Genomic DNA, 22,514 nt, shown 5'->3' on the forward strand with positions numbered 1-22,514 from the left:
GATTGCAAATGTAACAATTAGCGAGATGAATTGATAATGAAAATAATTATCAATCTTGTTCGTTTTTGTTGCCCCATGAATAGATTGGTAGAGACTTTCCTCTGCTGACATTCGCTGTGGGCTTTTGCATCGGGGAAAGTGTAATGAAAGTAAAATGGCAGCGGCGCTCTCTGACGACCTTAGCGAGCTTGATTGGTATCTGTATTTCGACTCCGCTTTGGGCGCAGACACAAGATACCACTCAGGCAGGGTCTGATACAGACACGACACAACAACAAAAAACAACCGCGGCAGAAAGCAAAGCGGTAACTGGCGATACCTTGGTGGTCACGGCTCAGCAACAAGTCCGCCAAGCGCTGGGCGCATCGACTATCACCGCAGAAGATATCCGCAAGCGCCCTCCGGCGAATGATTTGTCCGAAATTATCCGAACTATGCCCGGTGTTAACCTTTCCGGTAACTCTGCCAGCGGCCAGCGCGGGAACAACCGCCAGATCGATATTCGTGGCATGGGGCCTGAAAACACCCTGATCATGATTGATGGCATTCCGGTTTCGAGCCGCAATGCGGTGCGTTATGGTTGGCGTGGTGAGCGCGATACCCGTGGTGATACCAACTGGGTACCGGCGAATATGGTCGAGAAAATCGAAGTATTACGCGGCCCTGCCGCTGCGCGCTATGGCAATGGTGCCGCGGGTGGTGTGGTGAATATCATTACCAAACAGCCGGACAAAGAACTGCATGGTAGCTGGAATGCTTACATGAATATGCCGCAGCATAGCGAAGAAGGCGCGACTCGTCGCACCGACTTCAGCCTGTTGGGGCCATTAAGTGATACTGTCAATTTCCGCTTATACGGCGGATACAACAAAACTGATGCTGATGATTGGAATATTAACCAAGGCCATGAATCAGCCCGTACCGGAAATCAAGTAGGCACCTTGCCAGCCGGTCGTGAAGGGGTTCGTAATAAAGATATCAATGGGTTACTGAGTTGGGAGTTTGCTCAAGGCCAATCCCTGGCGTTCGAGGCGGGTTATAGCCGCCAGGGTAATATTTATGCCGGTGATACACAAAACACCAACAGCAATGCCATTGTGCGCAGCCTATATGGCGCAGAAACCAACGTAATGTATCGTGGTAATTTCTCACTGACACATCGCGGTTTTTGGGATAACGGCGTGAGCACCACCTCTTATGTCCAATATGAAAATACCCGCAACTCACGCATTAATGAGGGGCTGGCGGGCGGCACCGAGGGTATCTTCTCCAATAACAAATTCAGCACGATCAAATTGGACAACTATTTGGCCCATTCCGAGGTTAACCTGCCGTTTGAGTTAGGGGTTAATCAAGTGCTGACTGTCGGCGCGGAATGGAATGACCAGAAAATGAATGACCCGACCTCCAATACTCAGACCACGACTGAGGGCGGCAGTGTCAGTGGTTTGACGGGCGTCGGGCGAGATACGCGCACTTCAGCACAGATAGCCTCGGTATTTGTTGAAGACAATATCGAGTTGACGGAGACCACCATGCTCACCCCGGCGCTGCGTTTTGATCATCACAGCACTGCGGGAAGCAATTGGAGTCCGGGGATAAACCTGTCACAAGAACTGGGCGATTACTTCACCATGAAAATGGGGATTGCCCGCGCCTATAAAGCGCCAAATCTCTATCAAACCAACCCTAACTATCTATTATATAGCCGTGGTCAGGGTTGCTATGGTGCAGGGGGCAGTTGCTACCTGATGGGCAATGACGCGCTGTCAGCGGAAACCAGTGTCAACAAAGAGATAGGATTCGAGTTCCATAACGACGGTATCATTGCCGGTATAACTTACTTCCGTAATGATTATCGTAATAAGATTGAGCCGGGTATCGTCTCCCTCGGAACGGCCAATGGCGGCACCGGCGCTTACACTAATTCTGATATCTTCAAGTGGGAAAACGTACCGAAAGCGCTGGTTGAAGGGCTGGAAGGTAACTTGACCGTGCCATTCACCGACGCGGTGCAATGGAGCAGCAATCTGACCTACATGCTGGAATCGAAGAATAAAACCACCGGTGATTATTTATCAATCACGCCGAAATATACCTTGAACAGCTCACTGAGCTGGCAGGCAACAGATGATTTGTCCTTACTGTCGACAGTGACCTGGTATGGGCGTCAGAAGCCGAAGAAATATGACTATCAAGGTCTGCCGGTCACTGGCTCAGCGCGCAATGAAGTCAGCCCGTATGCTATCTTCGGCCTGAGTGGCAGCTATACATTGACTAAAAATGTCAGTGTCACCACTGGGATTGAAAACCTGTTCGATAAACGCCAGTTCCGCGCGGGTAATGCCCAAAGTGTGGCGGGGATCGCCGGGGCAGGGGCTGCCACTTACAATGAGTCAGGCCGGACATATTTTGTTAGCTTGAATACTCAGTTCTAAATGCCCTTCATACTTGGAGCATAGGATCTTTTGTTAAAGCAGAAACAGTCATTATCGGCTGTTTCTGCTTCATTTATCGCCACAATATCTTCCATTCGTTATTCCTCGTCCTAAAAATCCTACCGGCAGCACGAGATTCTCATTGCAAGATGGTGTCCATTCATTTAATAAGGTTATTATGCCGAGGTATTTTACGGATATTACCCTACTGCAAAGGGCTAACTGAGAGCCACTATCAATACGTCAGATGATTACACTGCGCTCAACGATTCAGCAAAAATTTAATGTTGCTTTTATGTGAACGAATTAACACTGAGTTCAAATACTGGTATGCTGGCTGAGCAAAACTGGGCATCTTACCTTACACCTACTGCATCATGATGATGGCTGGTGGCTACCGATAGCCCAGAAAATATATGATAATTAAAGCGAGGAGAGAGTCGTGCTAGAAGAATACCGTAAGCACGTAGCCGAGCGTGCTGCTGAGGGTATCGTCCCCAAGCCATTAGATGCGTCACAAATGGCCGCGCTGGTTGAATCATTAAAAAATCCGCCTGCGGGCGAAGAAGAATTCCTATTAGATCTGCTGATTAACCGCGTACCGCCCGGTGTTGATGAAGCAGCCTATGTTAAAGCCGGTTTTCTGGCGGCGATTGCCAAGGGCGAAGCCCACTCTCCCCTGATTAATGCCGAAAAAGCAATTGAACTGCTTGGTACCATGCAGGGCGGTTATAACATTCATCCGCTGATTGATGCGTTAGATAATGAAAAGCTGGCACCAATTGCGGGCAAGGCGTTATCTCATACCTTGCTGATGTTTGATAACTTCTACGATGTGGAAGAAAAAGCTAAAGCCGGCAACCCCCATGCCAAGAAAGTCATGCAATCCTGGGCTGATGCCGAATGGTATCTTTCCCGCCCAGCGCTGGCAGAAAAAATCACTGTAACCGTGTTTAAAGTGACCGGTGAAACTAACACCGATGACCTGTCTCCAGCTCAGGATGCTTGGTCTCGCCCTGATATTCCATTGCATGCTTTGGCGATGCTGAAAAATGCTCGCGAAGGTATTCATCCGGATCAACCGGGCAGTGTTGGCCCGATCAAACAGATTGAAGAACTGAACAAAAAAGGCTTCCCACTGGCCTATGTTGGCGATGTAGTCGGTACCGGTTCCTCCCGTAAATCTGCCACTAACTCCGTGCTGTGGTTTATGGGCGACGACATCCCTTACGTGCCAAACAAGCGCGGCGGCGGTGTGGTGCTGGGCAGCAAAATTGCGCCAATCTTCTTTAACACCATGGAAGATGCCGGCGCTTTACCTATCGAAGTGGATGTCAGCAACCTGAATATGGGCGATGTCATTGATATCTATCCATATCTGGGCGAAGTTCGCCTTCATGACACTGGTGAGATACTCGCCACTTTCGAGCTGAAAACTGAAGTGCTGCTGGACGAAGTCCGTGCTGGTGGGCGTATCCCGTTGATCGTCGGCCGTGGCTTGACCACCAAAGCCCGCGAATCTCTGGGCTTGCCGGTCAGTGAAGTCTTCCGCATTGCCAAGCCGGTTGCCAAAAGTAACAAAGGTTTCTCGCTGGCGCAGAAAATGGTTGGTCGCGCTTGCGGTGTTGCTGGTGTGCGCCCAGGTGAATACTGCGAACCTAAAATGACCTCGGTCGGTTCACAAGATACCACCGGCCCGATGACCCGTGATGAGCTGAAAGACTTAGCCTGTCTGGGTTTCTCGGCTGACTTAGTGATGCAGTCATTCTGTCATACGGCGGCGTATCCGAAGCCAGTTGACGTGACCACTCACCACACACTGCCTGACTTTATTATGAACCGTGGCGGTGTGTCGCTGCGCCCAGGTGATGGCATTATTCACTCATGGCTTAACCGCATGCTGCTGCCAGATACTGTCGGCACCGGCGGTGACTCACACACCCGTTTCCCTATCGGGATTTCTTTCCCGGCGGGTTCTGGTCTGGTGGCCTTTGCGGCAGCAACAGGCGTGATGCCATTAGACATGCCTGAATCTGTGCTGGTGCGCTTTAAAGGTAAAATGCAGCCGGGTATCACTCTGCGTGATCTGGTGCATGCAATTCCTTACTACGCTATTCAAGAAGACCTGCTGACCGTTGAAAAGCAAGGTAAGAAGAATATCTTCTCTGGCCGAATTCTGGAAATTGAAGGTCTGCCAGAGCTGAAAGTTGAACAGGCATTCGAGCTGGCGGATGCTTCCGCTGAGCGCTCTGCGGCTGGTTGCACCATCAAGCTGGATCAAGCGCCGATCATTGAATATCTGCAATCCAACATTGTGTTGTTGAAGTGGATGATAGCTGAAGGTTACGGCGACCGCCGTACGCTGGAGCGCCGTGTCAATGGCATGGAAAGCTGGTTGGCGAACCCGAATCTGCTGGAAGGTGATGCGGATGCGGAATACGCCGCAGTGATCGAAATCGATCTGGCGGAAATCACTCAGCCGATTCTTTGCGCGCCTAATGATCCTGATGATGCCCGCTTGCTGTCTGATGTGGCTAACAGCAAAATCGATGAAGTCTTTATCGGTTCCTGTATGACTAACATTGGCCACTTCCGTGCTGCTGGTAAATTGCTGGATCAGCACAAAGGCCAGTTGCCAACCCGCCTGTGGGTTGCACCACCGACCAAAATGGATGCCGCGCAATTGACTGAAGAGGGCTATTACAGCGTCTTTGGTAAGAGTGGCGCCCGCATTGAGATCCCAGGTTGCTCTCTGTGCATGGGTAACCAGGCGCGCGTGGCAGATGGGGCTACAGTAGTTTCGACTTCCACCCGTAACTTCCCGAACCGCTTAGGTAATGGGGCGAATGTTTATCTGGCTTCGGCTGAACTGGCGGCGATTGCATCACTGCTGGGGCGTCTGCCAACTCCGGATGAATATCAAACTTATATGGCTCAGGTTGATAAGACCGCAGAAGATACTTACCGTTACCTGAATTTTGATCAGTTAAGCCAATATACTGATAAAGCTGATGGCGTGATCTTCCAAACTGCTGTGTAAAAAGATATATTCCGCACCCGACGGGAGGCCAATGGCCTCCCGTATCTATTTTAAAACCCGTATCGAAGTGAAATTTTGCCGCTATTTGCCGGCTTTGCGAGTTTGCGCCAAATCAGGTAGATAAATACGGTTACACTCATTAAAAGAGCATCAGGAGGGCATGCTATGGACTATGAATTCTTGCGTGATTTAACCGGACAAGTGCTGGTCAGATTCTCCATGGGGCATGAAGTAATCGGCCACTGGCTCAATGAAGAGATTAAAGGTGATTTGGCAAAACTGGATCAAATAGAAGCTGCGGCGGCTGAAGTCAAAGGCAGTGAGCGCCAGTGGCAACTGACGGGCCATGAATATACCTTGTGGTTAGATGGCGAAGAAGTGATGGTGCGCGCCAATCAATTAGATATTGAAGGCGACGAAATGGAAGAGGGGATGAATTACTATGATGAAGAAAGCCTCTGCTTGTGCGGCCTGGAAGACTTTCTTTTAGTCTTGAAAGGCTATCGTAATTTCATCATTTCTAAATAATATATACCCAAAGAACTTGGAGTTGCAGGTAGGCAGCAAGAGAACGAATCCTGATGAGCTTACATCAGTAAGTGATTCGGGTGAGCGAGCGTAGCTAACAACCCTGCGGCTTCAAGTGCGAAGGGTATTGCGGCTGGCAGACCAGCACAGCAACGAACCAGCGACCACCATCGCAACACCGGGCCAGAAAGCGGCTGACGGCAAGGTATTGAGCCACAAACTGGCAATCAATATCGATAACAAGGGTGTGAAGTAAGAGAGGGCGGCGACCAATGTGGCGTTGCCTTTTTTCATGGCAATATCCCAGCACAGATAGGCCAGCGCAGTATTGGCTCCCATCAGTAACAGCTCAAAAGTGGCGCGCTGAGTGAAATGCAACTTGCCGGGGGTCAGCATAAAAAACATCACCCACAGACACAGGGCGCAGGCGAGTAAAAAGAGTGGCAATGCCCCTGGCCCGTGGCTGTATATCCGCACCAAATTGGAATAACCTGCCCAGGTAAAGGCCGCAATTAGCGCCAGACTGTAAGCCAGCGGATTACTGCTGATATTAGTTTTCAAGAGACTTACATCCAACCCATCTCCGCCACTCACCACCCAAATAACGCCAAACAGCGCCAAAGCAGCCCCCGGCCACAGCCACCAACGCGCCCGGAGTTTGAGTAAGGGCACCGCCAGCAGTAGAGTCAGACTGGGCCACAGATAATTAATCAGGCCGATTTCGAGCGTTTGCTGGCGGTCATTTGCCATCCCTATGGCTAAGGCAAAAGCCACCATATACACCACAAACAGCGCGCCACAACCATACAGATAAGCCGGATGCTGCCCGCGCAAAGTGGGTTTCCCGGCGACTAACCACACCAAAATTCCACTGACAGTGTAGATTGCCGCTCCGGCACCAAATGGCCCCAATGTCTCAGACAGCCCCCGCGTCAAGGCGACACTCATGCTCCAAAGCAGGATCGCAATAATGCCATACAGGGTAGGGAGGCGGTTCATGGGGCATTATCCTTATGCAACTTCAGACAGAAAAATAGGATCCTCTTATACATCGTCAGTCAGGATGATGGGAATAGTTGCAGCCAATTATTTGCTCAATGAGTAAGGGGTTAAAACAGTAAATCAGCCAAACTGCCATAATATCTTCACCTCAAATTAAGTAGGCTAGCCAGTGAGTTATTCTCTCTGGTTGACTTGCCGATTTCCTGTTAGGTGACAAATCAGCCGCGCATCCCCCACCACACCAGGAAGGTGATTTATGGCCGGATTTGCTTATCAACGCGTGCGTATACTGAGCTGGATACTGATTTATTTGACTGCGGTTCACCCTTTGCATCCGGCCATTGCAGCCGGTATTCAAGCCGCAGACCGCCAAACAACAGTGAAACTTTACGGCGAGATCCCGGTGGTCAATATTGCCACGCCCAACGCTGCTGGGGTATCTCATAACCGCTATCATGACTTTAATATTCCCCGTGCTGGGGCGGTGTTAAATAACGGCCAAGTGGATGTCAATTCGGAATTAATCGGCCATCTGGCGGCCAATCCACATTTAACGGGTGATAGCGCTCAGTTAATTATTAACGAAGTGACGAGCCGTCAGCCTTCATCTCTGGAAGGAATGCTGGCAATTTTTGGTCAAAAAGCCAATGTAATTATCGCCAACCCCAATGGCCTGATTGCCAATAATAGCTGGTTTAGCAAAATCGACACGATAACGTTAACCACCGGCACCCCGATACTGAATCGGCAAGGGGCGCTGGAGCAGCTAAATGTCGTGGGCGGTGCTATCACTATCGGTGATAAAGGATTCAATACTCTTAATCAGAATGATACTGCCATCATCAGTCGCACTCTAAACCTTGACGGTAAAATCCATGCAAATCAGCTTGATATTATCCTGGGTGTTAATCAGGTTGATTATCAAAATGGGGCTATTCGGCCTTTAGCTGCGGCAGGAGCTGCCCCTGTACTGGCGATAGATACCCGCGCTCTTGGTGGAATGTATGCTGATCGTATCCGTTTGGTATCAACGGAAAAAGGCGTGGGCGCTAACCTTAAAAATGTAATTAGCACCAAGGGGGATACAGCGATTAATGTCGCGGAAAAGGTGACATTAGATAATATTCTGGCGAAAAAAGATCTCAATATTGTCGGGAAAGAAATTACCGTCACGGCGAGCAGTAATTTATTCAGTAACCGCGATACTACACTGGTTAGCCAGCAATTTAATAATTCCGGAAAATTAATTTCTGGACGTGATATGCGTATTTTTAGTGATCAAGTCCGTAATGTTGGATTATCGGCTACGCTGTATGCCAGCGATAATTTGTGGATACAAAAAGATGCCGATGGAAATAAAAATACAATCGTCAAAAATAAATCCGGCTCGATTAAAACTAAAACTGGCGATGTTATTATTCGCACCGAAAGATTGGATAATAGCCGACAAGTTTTTAATACGGAATTTTCTGAATTAGAACCGGACTCTAGTATTATTAAGATTCATGCCTATGATGAAAATTATCAACCTTACAAGAAAGAAGTCGAACTAACGGGAGACATATACCCCGTTGGCTTCCCTGAACAATGGTTTGGTACCGCTGATTTTAGGATTATTCATGAGGATGCATATTGGCATTTATATAAAATTAATACCGAGAGAAGTTTGTATGAAGTAGCGGGTTCAACACCTGCTGCAAGAATATACGCCAGTGGTAATCTATATATCAATGCCAGCCAGCTAAACAATGAAATCAGTAGTATCAGGGCAGGGAAAGATATTTTCCTCACCGGAAATGATTTTTTAAATAGCAGTCATAGTGATTGGATAAAGGATGATTTTGAGGATTATGAAGTACAGGGAGGCATGCATCATCGCAGTAGTGCCATGCAAACCGAGTGGTATACCGATTGGACTGAAGCTGACAGATACCCAGGTAGCATCACGGCGGGTGGTAATTTAGCACTGGATTTTAATAATAGCATTCATTTACAAATGTTATCGCCAGAATTTCCTGATGTATGGGGCCACCGCATCCTCCTAAAAGAAAAGATCTTACCAGCGGTACGAGGGAATAATATCGTGCTGCACGCTAACACCATCACCAATAATGATTTGATAGAAGCGCGTGGCGACATCACGTTGATTGCGGATGATACAATTGATTTAAATAACAGTGCGCTACGTGGCAGAGATATATCCCTTACTGCGCTAAATGATATTGATTCATTGCTTGGTGAAATTACCGGGCGAGATATTCTGTTGCTGAGCCGCCAAGGCGACATTCAATTCAAACAGGATGGCTCCCCCAATTATTATCTTCAACCGGATCAAGATAGAATTATTAATCAAATAAATGCCAGTGGGGATTTTAGCGCGATTGCCGGTAAAAATATTAGCCTGATAGATACTTTACTGCATCCGGTTAATAATATTACGATGTCGGCAGGTCAAGATATTAACATCATACACAGTGAAAAATTGCTATATGATTTTAATGGTGCCAGAGTTTTTACGCGAGAAGAGAATATACAGTATCTTAATAAATTGTTCTCTTTGCCGGGGAAGATAAAAAGTCACCAAGATATTACTTTTAATGCCGGTAATAACCTGACATTAAAGAGTATTGCATTGGACGCGGGGCAGGATATTAACTTGCACGCCGCCCACGATATTGATCTGACATCGCGTGATATTTCATTTAAGCCCGATGGGCCACTAGAAGAGGATTTTTTCCATCCAGAGGATGATTACCACATATTCTTCCCTGCTTCACGCACCCCTGAACTGAGCACTCAGATAAATGCCAAAGGAAACCTATTAATCAATAGCGGTCGCGATATTCTGGCGGGTGCCACGAATATTGCTGTAGACGATAATATCACCTTATTGGCGGGCCGAAATATCCAACTGGCGGCGAAGCTGTATGCAGGCGAAGGCCAGCGGCAGGACAAACATGCAGTCACACGTTTGCAGGCCGGGAAAGTGCTTAATGTGGTGGCCAGTGATCAACTGCTTGCCTATGGTGCAGAACTTTTTTCCGGCGGCGATATGACATTGACCTCCGGCGGCAATATGCGTTTTGAATCGCTACTGAATGAACAACATCAGGGCGGCGGCGATAATTTTAGCTATAACAAGCTCCAGCAACCCACTCAGCTCAATAGCAGCGGCACACTGACGCTAATTTCAAATGGCAGCATCTTGTTCCAAGCCACCCAATTGCTGGCCAAAAAAGTGATGGATATTGCTGCCGAGGGCGGCTATCTATTCGCCCAGGCAATGGAAGAAACCAGCCATGCCGAACAGCGCTGGAGTACCCGCAAGTGGTGGGGGAGGAAGAAAAACCACCACAATATCCAGCATGTGGCGACCAATAAAGTCACGGAATTCATAGCTGACGGTGATATCAGCCTATTAAGCCGCGATGACAGCACCTATCAGGCCAGCAAAATCGCCGCAGGGCAGAACGCCAAACTGACCAGTACCCATGGGAAAGTCATTTTCGAGGCGGTTAAAGACACCACATTTGAGCAAAAAACCAGCTTATCGAAAGGCTTTTACATCAAACATCAGGATAAGGGGTATCAGGAAGAAAAATGGGTGCTACCCAGCGTACAAGCAGGGGGCGAATTTACTGTAGAGGCCGCTGATGGGATTAGTGCCGATGTTAAAGCGCAAAATAACCAATCGGTACAGGCGGCGATTAATGAACTGGCCACCATTCCTGGCAACGAATGGCTAAAAGACCTGCATCTGCGTGACGACGTGCAGTGGCAAAAAGTGATGGATGCTTATCACGGTTGGGATCACCAAAGTGAACACCTGAACCCAGTGGTGGCGGCATTGATTGCGATTGGTGTGGCCGTGGCCACCTCTGGCTCAAGCTTAGTTGCCAGTGCCAACACCGCGGCAGGTGGCGGAGTTGCTGGTGGGGCAGTGACGGCGGGGATGTCATCATTGGCGGCACAGGCGTCGGTAGCGTTGGTTGAACATAAAGGGGATTTATCTAAAACATTCAAAACATTAGGCAGTAAACAGGCGGTAAAATCACTGGCTACCTCAATGGCGGTGGGAGGCGCATTGAGTGGATTTGATTCACTGATGGGCTTTGATGCCGCCGCCGATGGTGCCAGTGCGGCGAGATTACCGCGTCTGAGTCACGGCGATTGGAGCAAGGTTGCGCAACGGGTAGCTGGGCAATCACTTATCAGTTCCAGCCTGAATACCACCATTAATGGCGGTAGTTTTAAAGATAACCTGACCACGGCGCTATTAGCCAACATTGGCTCACAGTTGCACGCCGAGGGGGCGAACCTGATTGGCGATAATGGCCGCGTATTGGGGACTTCGGGTAAAGCACTAAGCCATGCATTAGTGGCGGGGGTGGCCGCTGAAATAGGCGGCGGCGACAGTAAAGGTGCCGCCGCAGGGGCATTGGCTGCCGAGTTGGCTGGCGTGGTGATGGGCGAGAACTTTATTGGCTCGCAGAACTGGCAGGAGAAATCGGAGCGTCAAGCTCAGTTATCCCGGTTCATCGGTGGCGTGGCGGGCGCAGTCTTTACCGGTAAGGCGGAGGGGGCATACAGCGGAGCCAATGCCGCCGAAACCACTTTTCGCTATAACTACCTTAGTCATCATCAACAAAAGTTGATGGAAGCAGAAATGACTGCCGCGACTACATTGGCGGATAAAGGTAACGTTTTCATTCGGTGGGGAATGACCAGCGGTAGTCAGGATGGCGCTTTTGCGGCGGGTATTGTTGCTGGCGTACCGGAGGGGCTGTATGACAGTGGCATTGAATTACTGGGAGTATTAAAAGAACCCAAACAGACATTTATGGCGCTCAGAGAGCTGATTAACAGTGATGATACGATAGGAACCCTAGCGCAAAGTGTCAAACGGGACTGGCTATCACGAGTTGACAGAATGGAAGCACTTTATCAACAGGCGGGCACCGGTGGAGCCTATGACTCAGGGCGAGAAGCCGGTAAGCTACTGGTTGAATATGGCGGTTATGTAGCTGGCGTTGGGGCGGTAGCAAAAGGTAGTACGCGCCTTGCCAGCAAGCAGATTGATAAGTTTAGGGGAAAAGGTCCAACAGTACATCCTGCTTTGCTTGAAGAGCTAGCTACCAATGGTGTGAAATTTACGCCTGAAAATGTTCTGGCAACAGCTCGTACCCCAAGTGGACAGATTGTTTTCCTTGAAAAAGGCAGTGCTACAGCAGGATTGAGACATATTGTAGTGGAGCATGGTAGTCAATTTGCTAAAATTGGCGTTTCTGAAGTACAAATACCTAGAGTAGTAATGAAAGCTGTTGCTGATGGAAAAATTGTTGGCTACCAAGGCTCTGGTATTGGTCGCCCAATTTACGAAACTGTTATAAATGGACAAAAATATAATATTGCAATTACTGTCGGAAATAATGGTTACATTGTTGGCGCTAATTTGAGAGGGACAGTGAAGTGAAAACGATAAAATTAATGGCTGATTATGGATGCCATCCATTATGGGGAACAACTCCTAATGATTTTGGTGATATTTCACCTAATGAGTTGCCTATATCTACTGAACTTCAAGATAGTCTCAAACGTTGGGCAGATCGATTCGAAGCAATACTTAATATGGATGATCCGGCATCTTCGGGGTTTAAGAGTGCCAGTGAAGAGGAAATGTTTATTGCTGATGGATATGAATTAGCTCAGCGTTTACGTGACGAACTGGGCAGTGAGTACGAAATTATCTATCGCTAATAGTATTGGACCCCAACCATAGTTAGCTGGGGTTCTATTTTATGATCAGAAATTAATATCAGTCTCAATTATTAACCATTCTTACTCAGTGGATAGGAACCCTAGCGCAAAGTGTCAAGCAGGACTGGCTGTCACGGGTTAACAAAATGGAGGCTCACTACCAGCAAGCCGGTCCCAGTGGTGCCTATGATTCAGGGCGAGAAGCCGGTAAACTGCTAGCAGAAATTGGTGGTTATGTAGTCGGTGTTGGCGCGGTAGCAAAAGGTAGTACGCGCCTTGCCAGTAAGCAGATTGATAAGCTTAGGGCGTCAAGGATTGCTACTGTAAATCAGTCATTGGGATTAGGTTCTACAGGCAGAAATATCCCCCTGAATTTAAAGGAGCAATTAGCACTTAAACAAGCGATATCTAACCCAACGGCGGGAAGACAATTATCAATTCCTATGGCGGATAAACGTTGGTTAACTTCCGAAGGCTGGGTCAAAATGTCCCAAAACATTAATGGGATTGAAATCCATTATGTAAGGAATATCAAAACTGGGGCTATTGATGACTTTAAGTTTAAGTGAGAAATTTCATGCTCATTAAATGTACTTCTGATTCCGTAAATACTTTGCCTTTATCCCTTCGTTGTATGGGGGAAACTGAAAATACTGACTTTAGTTTTCTCAATATTGGTCATGAATATGTAGTCTATGGGGTAATGTTTTTTCCATGCCGTCTAGATTATTTAGTCTCTCTTGAGGGCGGTAATCCGGTGTGGATACCTAGTGATTTTTTTGAAATTATAGATAGCACCTTATATTTTAACTGGTCTATTTGTATTACTCAGATAGATGATAATTATAGAGTTTTACATGATAGCTTTAAGATTCAAGCATTGATTGGTTACTCTGAGTTAGTTACATCAATGTCTCATTACACAGGTATTCTTGAGAGAGAATCTGAGGATTTGAGAACATTCTTTGAAGAAAAGAAGAAAATTGATGAATGGCAATTAACACACTATTAAAGGTCTTGATATTACGGGCAAAATCGCGCACCAGATAATCTATGGTGATGATATCGAATTCCAACTGGTGGATAAGGTAATTCGGTGCTTTCAGCGGTGAGATAACGCCACAAGTCGAGACTTCAATATCCCTTTTGCCGAAATCGGCGCTGCGATTAGCCCTTAGTCGCTGTAAAGGTTGATATTGCCCCTTTGCTTGCCCAGCTCCCTTAATCAAAAATCCCGGTTAGACCGGGATTTTAAGACTGATATTCCCTCAATTACATCACACTTCCGGCACATTGCGGCCATAGTAGATTTCCTGCATTTCTTTGTATAGCAGGCGGGTAATTCGCTCTCTTTCTGCGGCGCTCAGCTCTTCTGGCTTGGCGTTAAACAGATAATGCTTCAAATCGAAATCTTTCAGCATCATCTTGGTATGGAAGATGTTTTCTTGATAAACATTCACATCCATCATGTGATACAGCGACTTCATATCGTCAGACATAAAGTTCTGAATCGAATTAATTTTATGATCGATAAAGTGCTTAACACCGTTGATATCACGGGTAAAACCGCGCACTCGGTAATCCATGGTAACGATATCGGATTCCAATTGGTGGATAAGGTAATTCAGCGCTTTCAGTGGTGAAATGACGCCACAGGTAGAGACTTCAATATCTGCACGGAAAGTGCATAACCCTGCTTCAGGGTGGCTTTCCGGATAGGTATGGACGCAAATATGGCTCTTATCCAGATGGGCGACCACTGCATTCGGTAGTGGGCCGGGGTGCTCGGAGTTATCAACATCGCGCGGATCAACGGGCTCTTCGCTGACCAAAATGGTGACACTCGCTCCCTGAGGATCGTAATCCTGACGGGCAATATTCAAAATATTCGCGCCAATAATCGAGCAAGTTTCAGTCAAGATCTCGGTCAGGCGGTTGGCATTATACTGTTCGTCAATGTAGGCGATATAGCCATCGCGGTCGTCTGCGGTTTCGGCATAACAAATATCGTAAATACAAAAACTCAGGCTTTTCGTCAGGTTGTTGAAGCCGTGTAGTTTAAGCTTGGACAATTTAGTTCACCTCCTTACGGATTATCAACATTTGGCGGTTAAGGCATCCAGCAAATACTGCGGCAAGGCAAAGCTGCCGACATGAATCGCTGGGTTATAGTAGCGGCAGGTCAGGCCCGCTTCGACAAAACGCTGTTGTAGCGTGGCGATATCTAATTGGCGCAACTGTGGGTTTTGTGTCGCCCAGGCGAAAGTCATGATACCGCCGTAATAGGTCGGAATGGCGGCCTGATAAAAACTGACATCTTTAAAATAGTGGCTAAGCTTGTTATGGCTGTCGACCGCTTCATCTTGTTGCAGGAAGCATACGCCGTTTTGCGCCACAAAAATGCCGCCCTCATTCAAACTACGGGCGCATCCCTCATAGAAAGCAGAGGTAAACAGACTTTCTCCTGGCCCAATGGGGTCAGTGCAGTCAGAGATAATGACATCGAATTTTTCGTGCGTTTGATTAACGAAATTGACGCCATCATCAATCACTAATTTGAAACGAGGGTCATCATAAGCACCCGCATTATGATTCGGGAGATACTGGCGACAGAATTCGACGACACCGGCGTCAATTTCCACCATGGTAATCTGTTCGATATTTTTGTGGCGGCTGACTTCACGTAGCATCGCGCCATCGCCGCCGCCAATGATCAGCACTTTCCTTACCTGACCGTGGGCCAACAAAGGGACGTGCGTCATCATTTCGTGATAGATAAATTCATCGCGCTCAGTGGTTTGCACCACGCCATCCAACGCCATTACCCGACCCAGCACCGGGTTCTCAAAAATCACCAAATCCTGATGCTCGGTTTTTTCGCGGTACAGTACATTTTCTACCGAAAAATACTGACCGAAGTTGGCATGTAATGTTTCATACCATAGTTCTTTCTGTGACATGTTCGGGGCTTCTCCTTCGCAGTAACAGCCATGAAAAATGGGGGCAACATCATAGCCAACTCTGGCTGAGGTTGCACGGTTGAATTTCAGACTGATAGGGTAAATGCGGGGTCGCTAGTTAGCGTAGGCCAATAAACTTAAAGAGTCACGAGCCAGAGATTTGCATTTGGTCGGAACGGGGAGCGCAATACCACGTAGATCGCGATAGCTCTCTTCACCCAACGCATTCATATTGAAGCTACTGTAGTTACGCAGGTCCCAGCGATTTTGTTGAGCAAAATAGACAATTGCTCGTTTGATTTCATTATTAGGTAATTCCTTATAGCCGCAATCATTTTTCAGATAAACGAATACCGCAGTCAGATCGGCAAGATCTTCTGCTTCAGATTCACTTAATGCAGAACTGGCAGATGAGAATCCGCACAGGGCAAGCAGCAGCATAACTAATGTTGTTCTTTTCATCGCGGAAATAGGCTTATTCATTGTTAACAGACGTTATCACACTGTGATGGTTCAGAGTAAATTTTATTATGTCCTTAGTGTGGGCATATACGGAGGTTGATTCACAAAGTGATTGATTACAGCTTGACCTTCCCTTTAGGGGAAGGTTTATGCTGGCGGATAATGCTGTTCTTGTGCCAAGCGAGCACTTACTCACGATAAGTCTTATCATTATCGACAATCATAATGGAGACGACCATGCATCGCCGTGATTTTATCAAGTTAACGGCAGCTCTTGGAGCCGCCACTTCACTGCCTTTATGGAGCCGCGCGGCTTTAGCCGCAGATTTTTCACCTTTACCTATCCCGCCACTACTGCTCCCGGATACCAGTGGCAATATTAATTTGAATATCCAAACTGGCACTATGGCCTGGTTGCCCTCCGCCGCCACGCAAACTTGGGGCTATAACGGCAACTTATTAGGGCCAGCTATTCGTTTGCAGCGCGGCAAGCCGGTTACTATTCATATAACAAATTCCTTACCGGAAGCTACGACGGTGCACTGGCACGGCCTGGAAATCCCCGGCGATGTTGACGGAGGGCCGCAAGCACTGATTCAGCCAGGAGCAAAACGCCAGGTGGCATTGACGGCAGAACAGCCCGCCGCCACTTGTTGGTTCCATCCCCATACCCACGGTAAAACCGGCCGTCAGGTCGCGATGGGGCTGGGCGGATTGGTGCTAATAGATGATAGTGACAGTGAAAAACTGCCGCTGCCAAAACAGTGGGGCGTGGATGACATTCCGGTCATTTTGCAGGATAAATTGCTGGGTAAAGATGGCCAGGTTGACTATCAACTGGATGTGATGACGGCGGCGGTGGGCTGGTTTGGTGACCGGATGCTCACTAATGGTGCCAGCTATCCGCAGCAGATTACGCCGCGCGGTTGGGTGCGCTTGCGGTTATTGAATGGGTGCAATGCGCGTTCCCTGAATCTGGCCCTCAGTGATGGCCGCCCAATGTATGTGATTGGCAGTGACGGTGGATTACTGGCAGAGCCGGTCGCGGTGCGCGAGTTGCCGATATTGATGGGCGAACGTTTTGAGGTGCTGGTGGATACTTCCGACGGCAAAGCACTTGATTTGGTCACTTTGCCGGTCAAACAAATGGGCATGACATTGGCTCCGTTTGATAACCCCTTGCCGGTATTACGCATTCAACCCTCATTGACTGCGGGCAGTAAAACATTGCCGGATTCTCTGGTCATCGTGCCGCCGCTGGTGGAGGTCACCGCTTTGCCAGAGCGCTGGTTCCAACTGATGATGGACCCAAAATTGGATATGTTGGGTATGCAGGCGCTAATGAGCCGCTATGGTATGCAGGCCATGGCGGGCATGAGCATGGACCACGGCAATATGGGAGGAATGGATAATGGTGCTATGGGCGGTATGGATCACAGCAATATGAAAGGCATGAACCATGGCGCGATGACAGCGGCTCCGGCTTTTGATTTCAGTCACGCCAATATGATTAATGGCAAAGCATTCTCAATGACCGACGCGGCGTTTGATGCCAAGCAGGGCAAATACGAGAAATGGACTATTTCCGGTGAGGGCGACATGATGCTCCATCCATTCCATGTCCACGGCACGCAGTTCCGTATTTTGAGTGAGAATGGCAAACCGCCCGCAGAGCATCGCCGTGGTTGGAAAGATACGGTGCGAGTGGAAGGCGCGCGCAGTGAGATATTAGTGCGCTTTAATCATCTGGCCCCGGCCAGTACCCCTTATATGGCCCATTGCCACCTGTTGGAGCATGAAGATACCGGCATGATGCTGGGCTTTACTGTTAGCGCTTAAGTCACTCCCCGGCGAGTTGGTCGGGGAGGTTTTCTTTTTTATACTTTTAGCAGTTCAGTCAAGGCGGGTTGGAGGATCTGATTACCGTTTTTATCTTTCTTAATGATATATCCCTGATAATAACTAAAACCCTCTCTCGGTATTTCTTCTATCAGCCATTCTGCACGTTGGAGTGCGAGTAGACTTTTGACGGTCAGCCATATCTTGCTGATAAGAAAGAAGATAATCACTATCGCCAATCCTATTATCACCCATAGCATATACGGAGTATCGGAAGGGGGAAGTTCAACGGTTTGTTTGAGGGCTAAATACAAAGTTACAGCTTGCAGCAACAGTTTGATGATCAGAAAACGTCGAAAGAAAGATGCCAAACGCGCGGCACTGATAAAACAGGGGTTTTTTAAGGACGTACGCGTTTCTTGCACCGGGATCCCCCGGACATAAACCATCCATTGTGTTTTTTCAGTAATCAGATAAATAGTCCCTTTCTCTGCCATTTGGTGCAAATGTAATGAAACCCAGACGCTGAAGACCAAACCGACAATAAGGTAGTAAAAGATTGGGGCACTCAAGCCAAAAAAGGCGACAAACAAGCTGATGGCGGCGATTACCGTAAAAGTGACGGAATAAAGCCAGATACTGGTTGACTGATAATTCATTAAAACATTCCTTGTCGAGGGCTATCCACAGGCAATACCTGAGCCAAATTTATGGCGCTAGTATATCTCTCAATACGTCTGCTGTTTATCTTTGTTATACTTTTGCCCGGCTATTCAGCGGGGAGAGTGGCCGGATGTCCTTTGAATTGTGTTAAACTAGGGGCATCAATCTGTATCATTGAGGCTATCTGCACCGGCTGCTCATTGATATAAAATCAATAAATTTAAATAGGTATGTTGGCTGTGAAGCACACTGTAGAAGTCATGATTTCCGAACAGGAAGTCAAAAACCGGATTGTCGAATTAGGCCGCCAAATCTCCGAACATTATCGCGACAGTGGCAGTGAAATGGTGTTGGTGGGGTTGCTCCGTGGTTCATTTATGTTTATGGCTGATTTATGTCGCGCGATAGACGTTTCCCATGAAGTCGATTTTATGACCGCCTCGAGCTATGGCAACGGCATGAGCACTACCCGCGATGTGAAAATCCTGAAAGATTTGGATGAAGATATCCGTGGTAAAGACGTGCTGATTGTCGAAGATATTATCGATTCCGGTAACACGCTAAGTAAGGTTCGTGAAATTCTGCAACTGCGTGGGCCAAAATCATTGGCTATCTGTACGCTGCTGGATAAACCTGAGCGTCGTGAAGTACAAGTTCCCGTAGAGTGGGTCGGTTTTACCATTCCTGATGAGTTCGTAGTGGGTTATGGTATCGATTATGCTCAGCGTTACCGGCACTTGCCGTATGTCGGCAAAGTTGTGATGTTTGACGAGTAATCGGCTACTGCGCGTCGTCATTTTGAGATTACGCAGTACTCAGAATCCTCACGTACTATGTGTACGCTCCGGTTCTTGCGTGCTGGGCGCACTCAAACTGACTTAGCTCGCTACGCCTTATTTGCAGATGATCACTGTACGTTAATATTTTGAGTTCGAGTGTCTTTAGCAGCATTTACGGATGGGAGAGGGTGCGTTTTAACACCCTCCCATAGGACTCATTAGTTTTGTCTGTTTGGTTGCAGTATTTTAGCCATTGCTTCGCGGTACTTGATTTCCAGTTCGCTGAGACTGGTGCTAGAAATATTTAAATCCGTCAGTTTGCCGTCTTCAATACCATAGACCCAGCCGTGAATCATCGCTTTCTGCCCGCGCTTCCAGGCGGAGCGAACAATAGTCGAATGACCCAAGTTATAGACTTGCTCTACCACGTTGATTTTACATAACATATCGCTGCGTTCTTCGGCTGGCAGTTCACCCAGCAGAGTGCTGTGTTTGAACCAAAGATCCCGAATGTGCAGTAACCAGTTGTCGATAAGCCCTAATTCAAGGTCTTTTTTCATTGCGGCTTCAACACCACCACAGCCAAGGTGACCGCAGATAATGATATGCTCGACCTGTAAAACATCGATGGCATATTGCACCACGGACAAACAGTTCAGATCCGTATGGATAACCAGATTGGCAACATTGCGGTGAACAAACAATTCCCCAGCTTTCAGGCCGGTTAACTGTTCAGCAGGAACGCGGCTGTCTGAACAACCAATCCACAAAAATCGAGGTTTCTGGGCTTCCGCCAAGTGTTCAAAAAAACCAGGATCGTCTTTACTGATGGCTTTTGACCAGAGGTCATTGTTCGCGAGGAGCTTCTCTATTTCTTTCATTAATGTAAATAGCCTGTAATGAACGGATTGCGATAGGATAATATACGACAAGGATCACGATTTTAAAATCGGAACAGTGACTTTGTTGAATGCATGTTTTTTGTCCGCACAACATCTTCTCTGTATCTAACTGCTTCCCTTTGCCTCCGCAACTGGCCCCGACAGTGAGGGGGAAACAAGTCACGGACATGCTGTGACCGCTGGGAACTCATAGAATAAGGTTCTTTTTTACTTATGACATATGCACTGGAAATAACGCAACTGACCAAAACCTATGCAGGTGGCGTTCAGGCATTGCGTGGCATTGATCTGCACGTAGAAGCAGGCGATTTTTATGCACTACTTGGGCCTAATGGGGCGGGTAAATCCACCACCATTGGTATTATCAGTTCATTGGTGAATAAAACCTCTGGCAAGGTGAAAGTCTTTGGCTACGACATCGACCAAGATATCGTGAATGCCAAACGCCAGCTTGGGCTAGTGCCACAAGAATTTAACTTTAACCCGTTTGAGACGGTATTGCAGATTGTGATTACTCAAGCGGGATATTACGGCGTCACACGGCGAGAGGCCCTGCAACGAGCAGAAAAATATCTCAGCCAGCTAGATTTATGGAGCAAACGTCATGAGCGCGCTATCCGCCTATCCGGTGGGATGAAGCGCCGTTTGATGATTGCCCGCGCTCTGATGCATGAACCTAAGTTACTGATTCTGGATGAGCCGACAGCAGGGGTGGACATCGAGCTGCGCCGCTCCATGTGGGGCTTCCTCAAAGAGCTGAATGCGCAGGGAACGACCATCATTCTGACGACTCATTATCTGGAAGAGGCGGAAATGCTGTGCCGCAACATTGGCATTATCCAGAATGGTGAGTTGGTGGAAAATACCACTATGAAGCAGTTACTTGGCAAGCTTGAATCAGAAACATTTATTTTTGATTTGGGTATTAAAAGCCCACTGCCGAAGCTGGAAGGCTATAGCTATCGTCTGACGGACACCTCAACGTTGGAAGTTGATGTTAAACGTGAACAGGGCCTAAATGGTCTATTCAGTCAACTGAACGCTCAGGGAATTCAGGTACAAAGTATGCGCAACAAGGCTAACCGTCTGGAAGAACTATTTGTCACCTTGGTTAATGGCAACGGGGGAGAAAAAGTATGACCCGCCTGTATTGGGTAGCATTACAGAGTATCTGGATCAAAGAAATCACCCGTTTTGCGCGCATTTGGATTCAAACTCTGGTGCCGCCAGTGATTACTATGTCGCTCTATTTCGTTATTTTCGGCAACCTGATTGGCTCCCGAATTGGTGATATGGGGGGCTTTGATTATATGCAGTTTATTGTTCCCGGCCTGATAATGATGGCGGTGATAACAAACTCATATGCTAACGTCGCGGCCTCCTTTTTTGGCGCAAAATTCCAGCGCAGCATCGAAGAGTTGTTGGTCGCCCCTGTACCCACTCATATCGTGATTGTTGGCTATGTAGGCGGTGGTGTGGCGCGCGGGATCTGTGTCGGTATTCTGGTGACGATTATTTCGCTGTTCTTTGTGCCGCTGCATGTCCACTCTTGGTCAATGATCGCACTGACATTAATGCTGACGGCAATATTATTTTCTCTCGGCGGATTGTTGAATGCTGTTTTTGCTAAGACTTTTGATGATATCAGTCTGGTGCCGACTTTTGTGCTGACACCACTAACCTATCTGGGTGGGGTATTTTACTCGTTAGCCTTGCTCCCTCCTTTCTGGCAAGCGGTGTCAAAACTTAACCCTATCGTGTATATGATCAGTGGGTTCCGTTACGGATTCCTCGGAATTACTGATGTGCCGTTGGTCTTTACCATTGGTGTGCTAGTGGTGTTTATCGCGGTATTTTATGCTTGGGCTTGGTATTTGATTGAGCGTGGGCGCGGCCTACGCACCTAATCCCCTGCGGCCTTGGCGCTACAGCGGTGTTGGCTACGTCCACTTACCCGAATCACTTACTAATGTAAGCTCATCGGGATGCGTTGACTTGCCGCCTTGCTGTAACACCAATGACTTTTGGGATGTTCTTCGGCCCGGACGTTGCAGTGGTGTTGGCTGTATTCACCTCTGCAACGTTAGCGGTTTTGGATCGGATTTTAAGTGCTATTCGTAAATTATTAGTAAGTTAATTGTTGT

The 22,514-nt window shown here is 47.8% G+C and carries 17 protein-coding genes and 1 pseudogene; 11 read left to right on the forward strand and 7 right to left on the reverse strand.

The annotated features are described in order from the left end of the window. The first annotated feature begins 143 nt into the window (after positions 1–143). The 3 genes from OP863_RS03670 (at position 144) to yacL (ending at position 6,006) form a co-directional block, all read left to right on the forward strand. Positions 144–2,438, forward strand: a complete 2,295-nt coding sequence (locus OP863_RS03670) for a TonB-dependent siderophore receptor (protein WP_038636239.1) — start codon at positions 144–146, stop codon at positions 2,436–2,438. 442 nt (positions 2,439–2,880) lie between these two features. Beyond that, positions 2,881–5,478 carry a bifunctional aconitate hydratase 2/2-methylisocitrate dehydratase gene (gene acnB / locus OP863_RS03675; protein WP_265525903.1) on the forward strand — a complete coding sequence of 866 codons (2,598 nt, stop codon included), beginning with the start codon at positions 2,881–2,883 and terminating at the stop codon, positions 5,476–5,478. 165 nt (positions 5,479–5,643) lie between these two features. Beyond that, positions 5,644–6,006, forward strand: coding sequence for a protein YacL (gene yacL, locus OP863_RS03680; RefSeq protein ID WP_145509594.1), 363 nt, complete (start codon positions 5,644–5,646; stop codon positions 6,004–6,006). A 111-nt stretch (positions 6,007–6,117) separates the two neighbouring features. On the opposite strand, the gene yddG is transcribed toward yacL, so the two are convergent. Then, positions 6,118–7,005, reverse strand: a complete 888-nt coding sequence (gene yddG / locus OP863_RS03685; protein ID WP_145591897.1) for an aromatic amino acid DMT transporter YddG — start codon at positions 7,003–7,005, stop codon at positions 6,118–6,120. 259 nt (positions 7,006–7,264) lie between these two features. On the opposite strand from yddG, the gene OP863_RS03690 reads away from it, so the two are divergent. The 4 genes from OP863_RS03690 (at position 7,265) to OP863_RS03705 (ending at position 13,777) form a co-directional block, all read left to right on the forward strand. Beyond that, positions 7,265–12,481 (forward strand): DUF637 domain-containing protein, encoded by a 5,217-nt coding sequence (locus OP863_RS03690; protein ID WP_265525904.1) that lies wholly within the window; start codon positions 7,265–7,267, stop codon positions 12,479–12,481. Next, positions 12,478–12,765: a hypothetical protein gene (locus OP863_RS03695; RefSeq protein WP_235895007.1), complete on the forward strand. Its 288-nt coding sequence runs from the start codon at positions 12,478–12,480 to the stop codon at positions 12,763–12,765. Before OP863_RS03690 ends, OP863_RS03695 begins: the two co-directional genes overlap by 4 nt. A 146-nt stretch (positions 12,766–12,911) precedes the next feature. Then, positions 12,912–13,334 (forward strand): hypothetical protein, encoded by a 423-nt coding sequence (locus OP863_RS03700; RefSeq protein ID WP_265525905.1) that lies wholly within the window; start codon positions 12,912–12,914, stop codon positions 13,332–13,334. 8 nt (positions 13,335–13,342) lie between these two features. After that, positions 13,343–13,777, forward strand: a complete 435-nt coding sequence (locus OP863_RS03705; protein WP_186368360.1) for a hypothetical protein — start codon at positions 13,343–13,345, stop codon at positions 13,775–13,777. Between the two features lie 7 nt (positions 13,778–13,784). On the opposite strand, the pseudogene OP863_RS03710 reads toward OP863_RS03705, so the two are convergent. The 4 genes and pseudogenes from OP863_RS03710 to OP863_RS03725 all read right to left on the reverse strand — a co-directional run. Beyond that, a pseudogene (locus tag OP863_RS03710) lies at positions 13,785–13,913 on the reverse strand (S-adenosylmethionine decarboxylase); the annotation flags it as partial. Between the two features lie 129 nt (positions 13,914–14,042). Beyond that, positions 14,043–14,837, reverse strand: a complete 795-nt coding sequence (speD, locus tag OP863_RS03715) for an adenosylmethionine decarboxylase (protein WP_038636230.1) — start codon at positions 14,835–14,837, stop codon at positions 14,043–14,045. Positions 14,838–14,861: 24 nt separating this feature from the next. Further along, the gene (speE, locus tag OP863_RS03720) at positions 14,862–15,725 is read right to left on the reverse strand and encodes a polyamine aminopropyltransferase (protein ID WP_265525906.1); all 864 of its coding nucleotides are present in this window, start codon (positions 15,723–15,725) and stop codon (positions 14,862–14,864) included. Between the two features lie 114 nt (positions 15,726–15,839). Continuing rightward, positions 15,840–16,187 carry a YacC family pilotin-like protein gene (locus tag OP863_RS03725; protein ID WP_038636226.1) on the reverse strand — a complete coding sequence of 116 codons (348 nt, stop codon included), beginning with the start codon at positions 16,185–16,187 and terminating at the stop codon, positions 15,840–15,842. Positions 16,188–16,424: 237 nt separating this feature from the next. Between OP863_RS03725 and cueO the strand changes: the two genes are divergently transcribed. Next, positions 16,425–18,026, forward strand: coding sequence for a multicopper oxidase CueO (cueO, locus tag OP863_RS03730; protein WP_265525907.1), 1,602 nt, complete (start codon positions 16,425–16,427; stop codon positions 18,024–18,026). Positions 18,027–18,064: 38 nt separating this feature from the next. Here the strand turns inward: cueO and OP863_RS03735 are convergent, their stop codons facing one another. Then, a complete protein-coding gene (locus OP863_RS03735; RefSeq protein ID WP_265525908.1) occupies positions 18,065–18,685 on the reverse strand; it encodes a hypothetical protein in 621 nt (206 codons plus the stop codon). Positions 18,686–18,919: 234 nt separating this feature from the next. Between OP863_RS03735 and hpt the strand changes: the two genes are divergently transcribed. After that, on the forward strand, positions 18,920–19,465 hold the full coding sequence (gene hpt, locus OP863_RS03740) for a hypoxanthine phosphoribosyltransferase (RefSeq protein ID WP_172667610.1): 546 nt from the start codon (positions 18,920–18,922) through the stop codon (positions 19,463–19,465). Positions 19,466–19,686: 221 nt separating this feature from the next. Here the strand turns inward: hpt and can are convergent, their stop codons facing one another. Beyond that, positions 19,687–20,349 (reverse strand): carbonate dehydratase, encoded by a 663-nt coding sequence (gene can / locus OP863_RS03745; RefSeq protein WP_038636219.1) that lies wholly within the window; start codon positions 20,347–20,349, stop codon positions 19,687–19,689. Between the two features lie 234 nt (positions 20,350–20,583). Here can and OP863_RS03750 point away from each other — a divergent pair, with 234 nt between their 5' ends. After that, a complete protein-coding gene (locus OP863_RS03750) occupies positions 20,584–21,510 on the forward strand; it encodes an ABC transporter ATP-binding protein (RefSeq protein WP_038636217.1) in 927 nt (308 codons plus the stop codon). Beyond that, positions 21,507–22,277 carry an ABC transporter permease gene (locus OP863_RS03755; protein WP_023160237.1) on the forward strand — a complete coding sequence of 257 codons (771 nt, stop codon included), beginning with the start codon at positions 21,507–21,509 and terminating at the stop codon, positions 22,275–22,277. Before OP863_RS03750 ends, OP863_RS03755 begins: the two co-directional genes overlap by 4 nt. Positions 22,278–22,514 lie beyond the last annotated feature (237 nt).

Source organism: Yersinia sp. SCPM-O-B-9106 (C-191), from assembly GCF_026183365.1.
Taxonomy (GTDB): Bacteria; Pseudomonadota; Gammaproteobacteria; order Enterobacterales; family Enterobacteriaceae; genus Yersinia; species Yersinia rochesterensis.

What these genes read in the sequence shown, in the direction of transcription:
- OP863_RS03670 (WP_038636239.1), top strand. Translation starts at nt 144, where the DNA reads ATGAAAGTAAAATGGCAGCGGCGCTCTCTGACGACCTTAGCGAGCTTG.
- yacL (WP_145509594.1), top strand. Translation starts at nt 5,644, where the DNA reads ATGGACTATGAATTCTTGCGTGATTTAACCGGACAAGTGCTGGTCAGA.
- yddG (WP_145591897.1), bottom strand. Translation starts at nt 7,005, where the DNA reads ATGAACCGCCTCCCTACCCTGTATGGCATTATTGCGATCCTGCTTTGG.
- OP863_RS03690 (WP_265525904.1), top strand. Translation starts at nt 7,265, where the DNA reads ATGGCCGGATTTGCTTATCAACGCGTGCGTATACTGAGCTGGATACTG.
- OP863_RS03700 (WP_265525905.1), top strand. Translation starts at nt 12,912, where the DNA reads ATGGAGGCTCACTACCAGCAAGCCGGTCCCAGTGGTGCCTATGATTCA.
- OP863_RS03705 (WP_186368360.1), top strand. Translation starts at nt 13,343, where the DNA reads ATGCTCATTAAATGTACTTCTGATTCCGTAAATACTTTGCCTTTATCC.
- speE (WP_265525906.1), bottom strand. Translation starts at nt 15,725, where the DNA reads ATGTCACAGAAAGAACTATGGTATGAAACATTACATGCCAACTTCGGT.
- OP863_RS03725 (WP_038636226.1), bottom strand. Translation starts at nt 16,187, where the DNA reads ATGAAAAGAACAACATTAGTTATGCTGCTGCTTGCCCTGTGCGGATTC.
- cueO (WP_265525907.1), top strand. Translation starts at nt 16,425, where the DNA reads ATGCATCGCCGTGATTTTATCAAGTTAACGGCAGCTCTTGGAGCCGCC.
- OP863_RS03735 (WP_265525908.1), bottom strand. Translation starts at nt 18,685, where the DNA reads ATGAATTATCAGTCAACCAGTATCTGGCTTTATTCCGTCACTTTTACG.
- hpt (WP_172667610.1), top strand. Translation starts at nt 18,920, where the DNA reads ATGTTGGCTGTGAAGCACACTGTAGAAGTCATGATTTCCGAACAGGAA.
- can (WP_038636219.1), bottom strand. Translation starts at nt 20,349, where the DNA reads ATGAAAGAAATAGAGAAGCTCCTCGCGAACAATGACCTCTGGTCAAAA.
- OP863_RS03750 (WP_038636217.1), top strand. Translation starts at nt 20,584, where the DNA reads ATGACATATGCACTGGAAATAACGCAACTGACCAAAACCTATGCAGGT.
- OP863_RS03755 (WP_023160237.1), top strand. Translation starts at nt 21,507, where the DNA reads ATGACCCGCCTGTATTGGGTAGCATTACAGAGTATCTGGATCAAAGAA.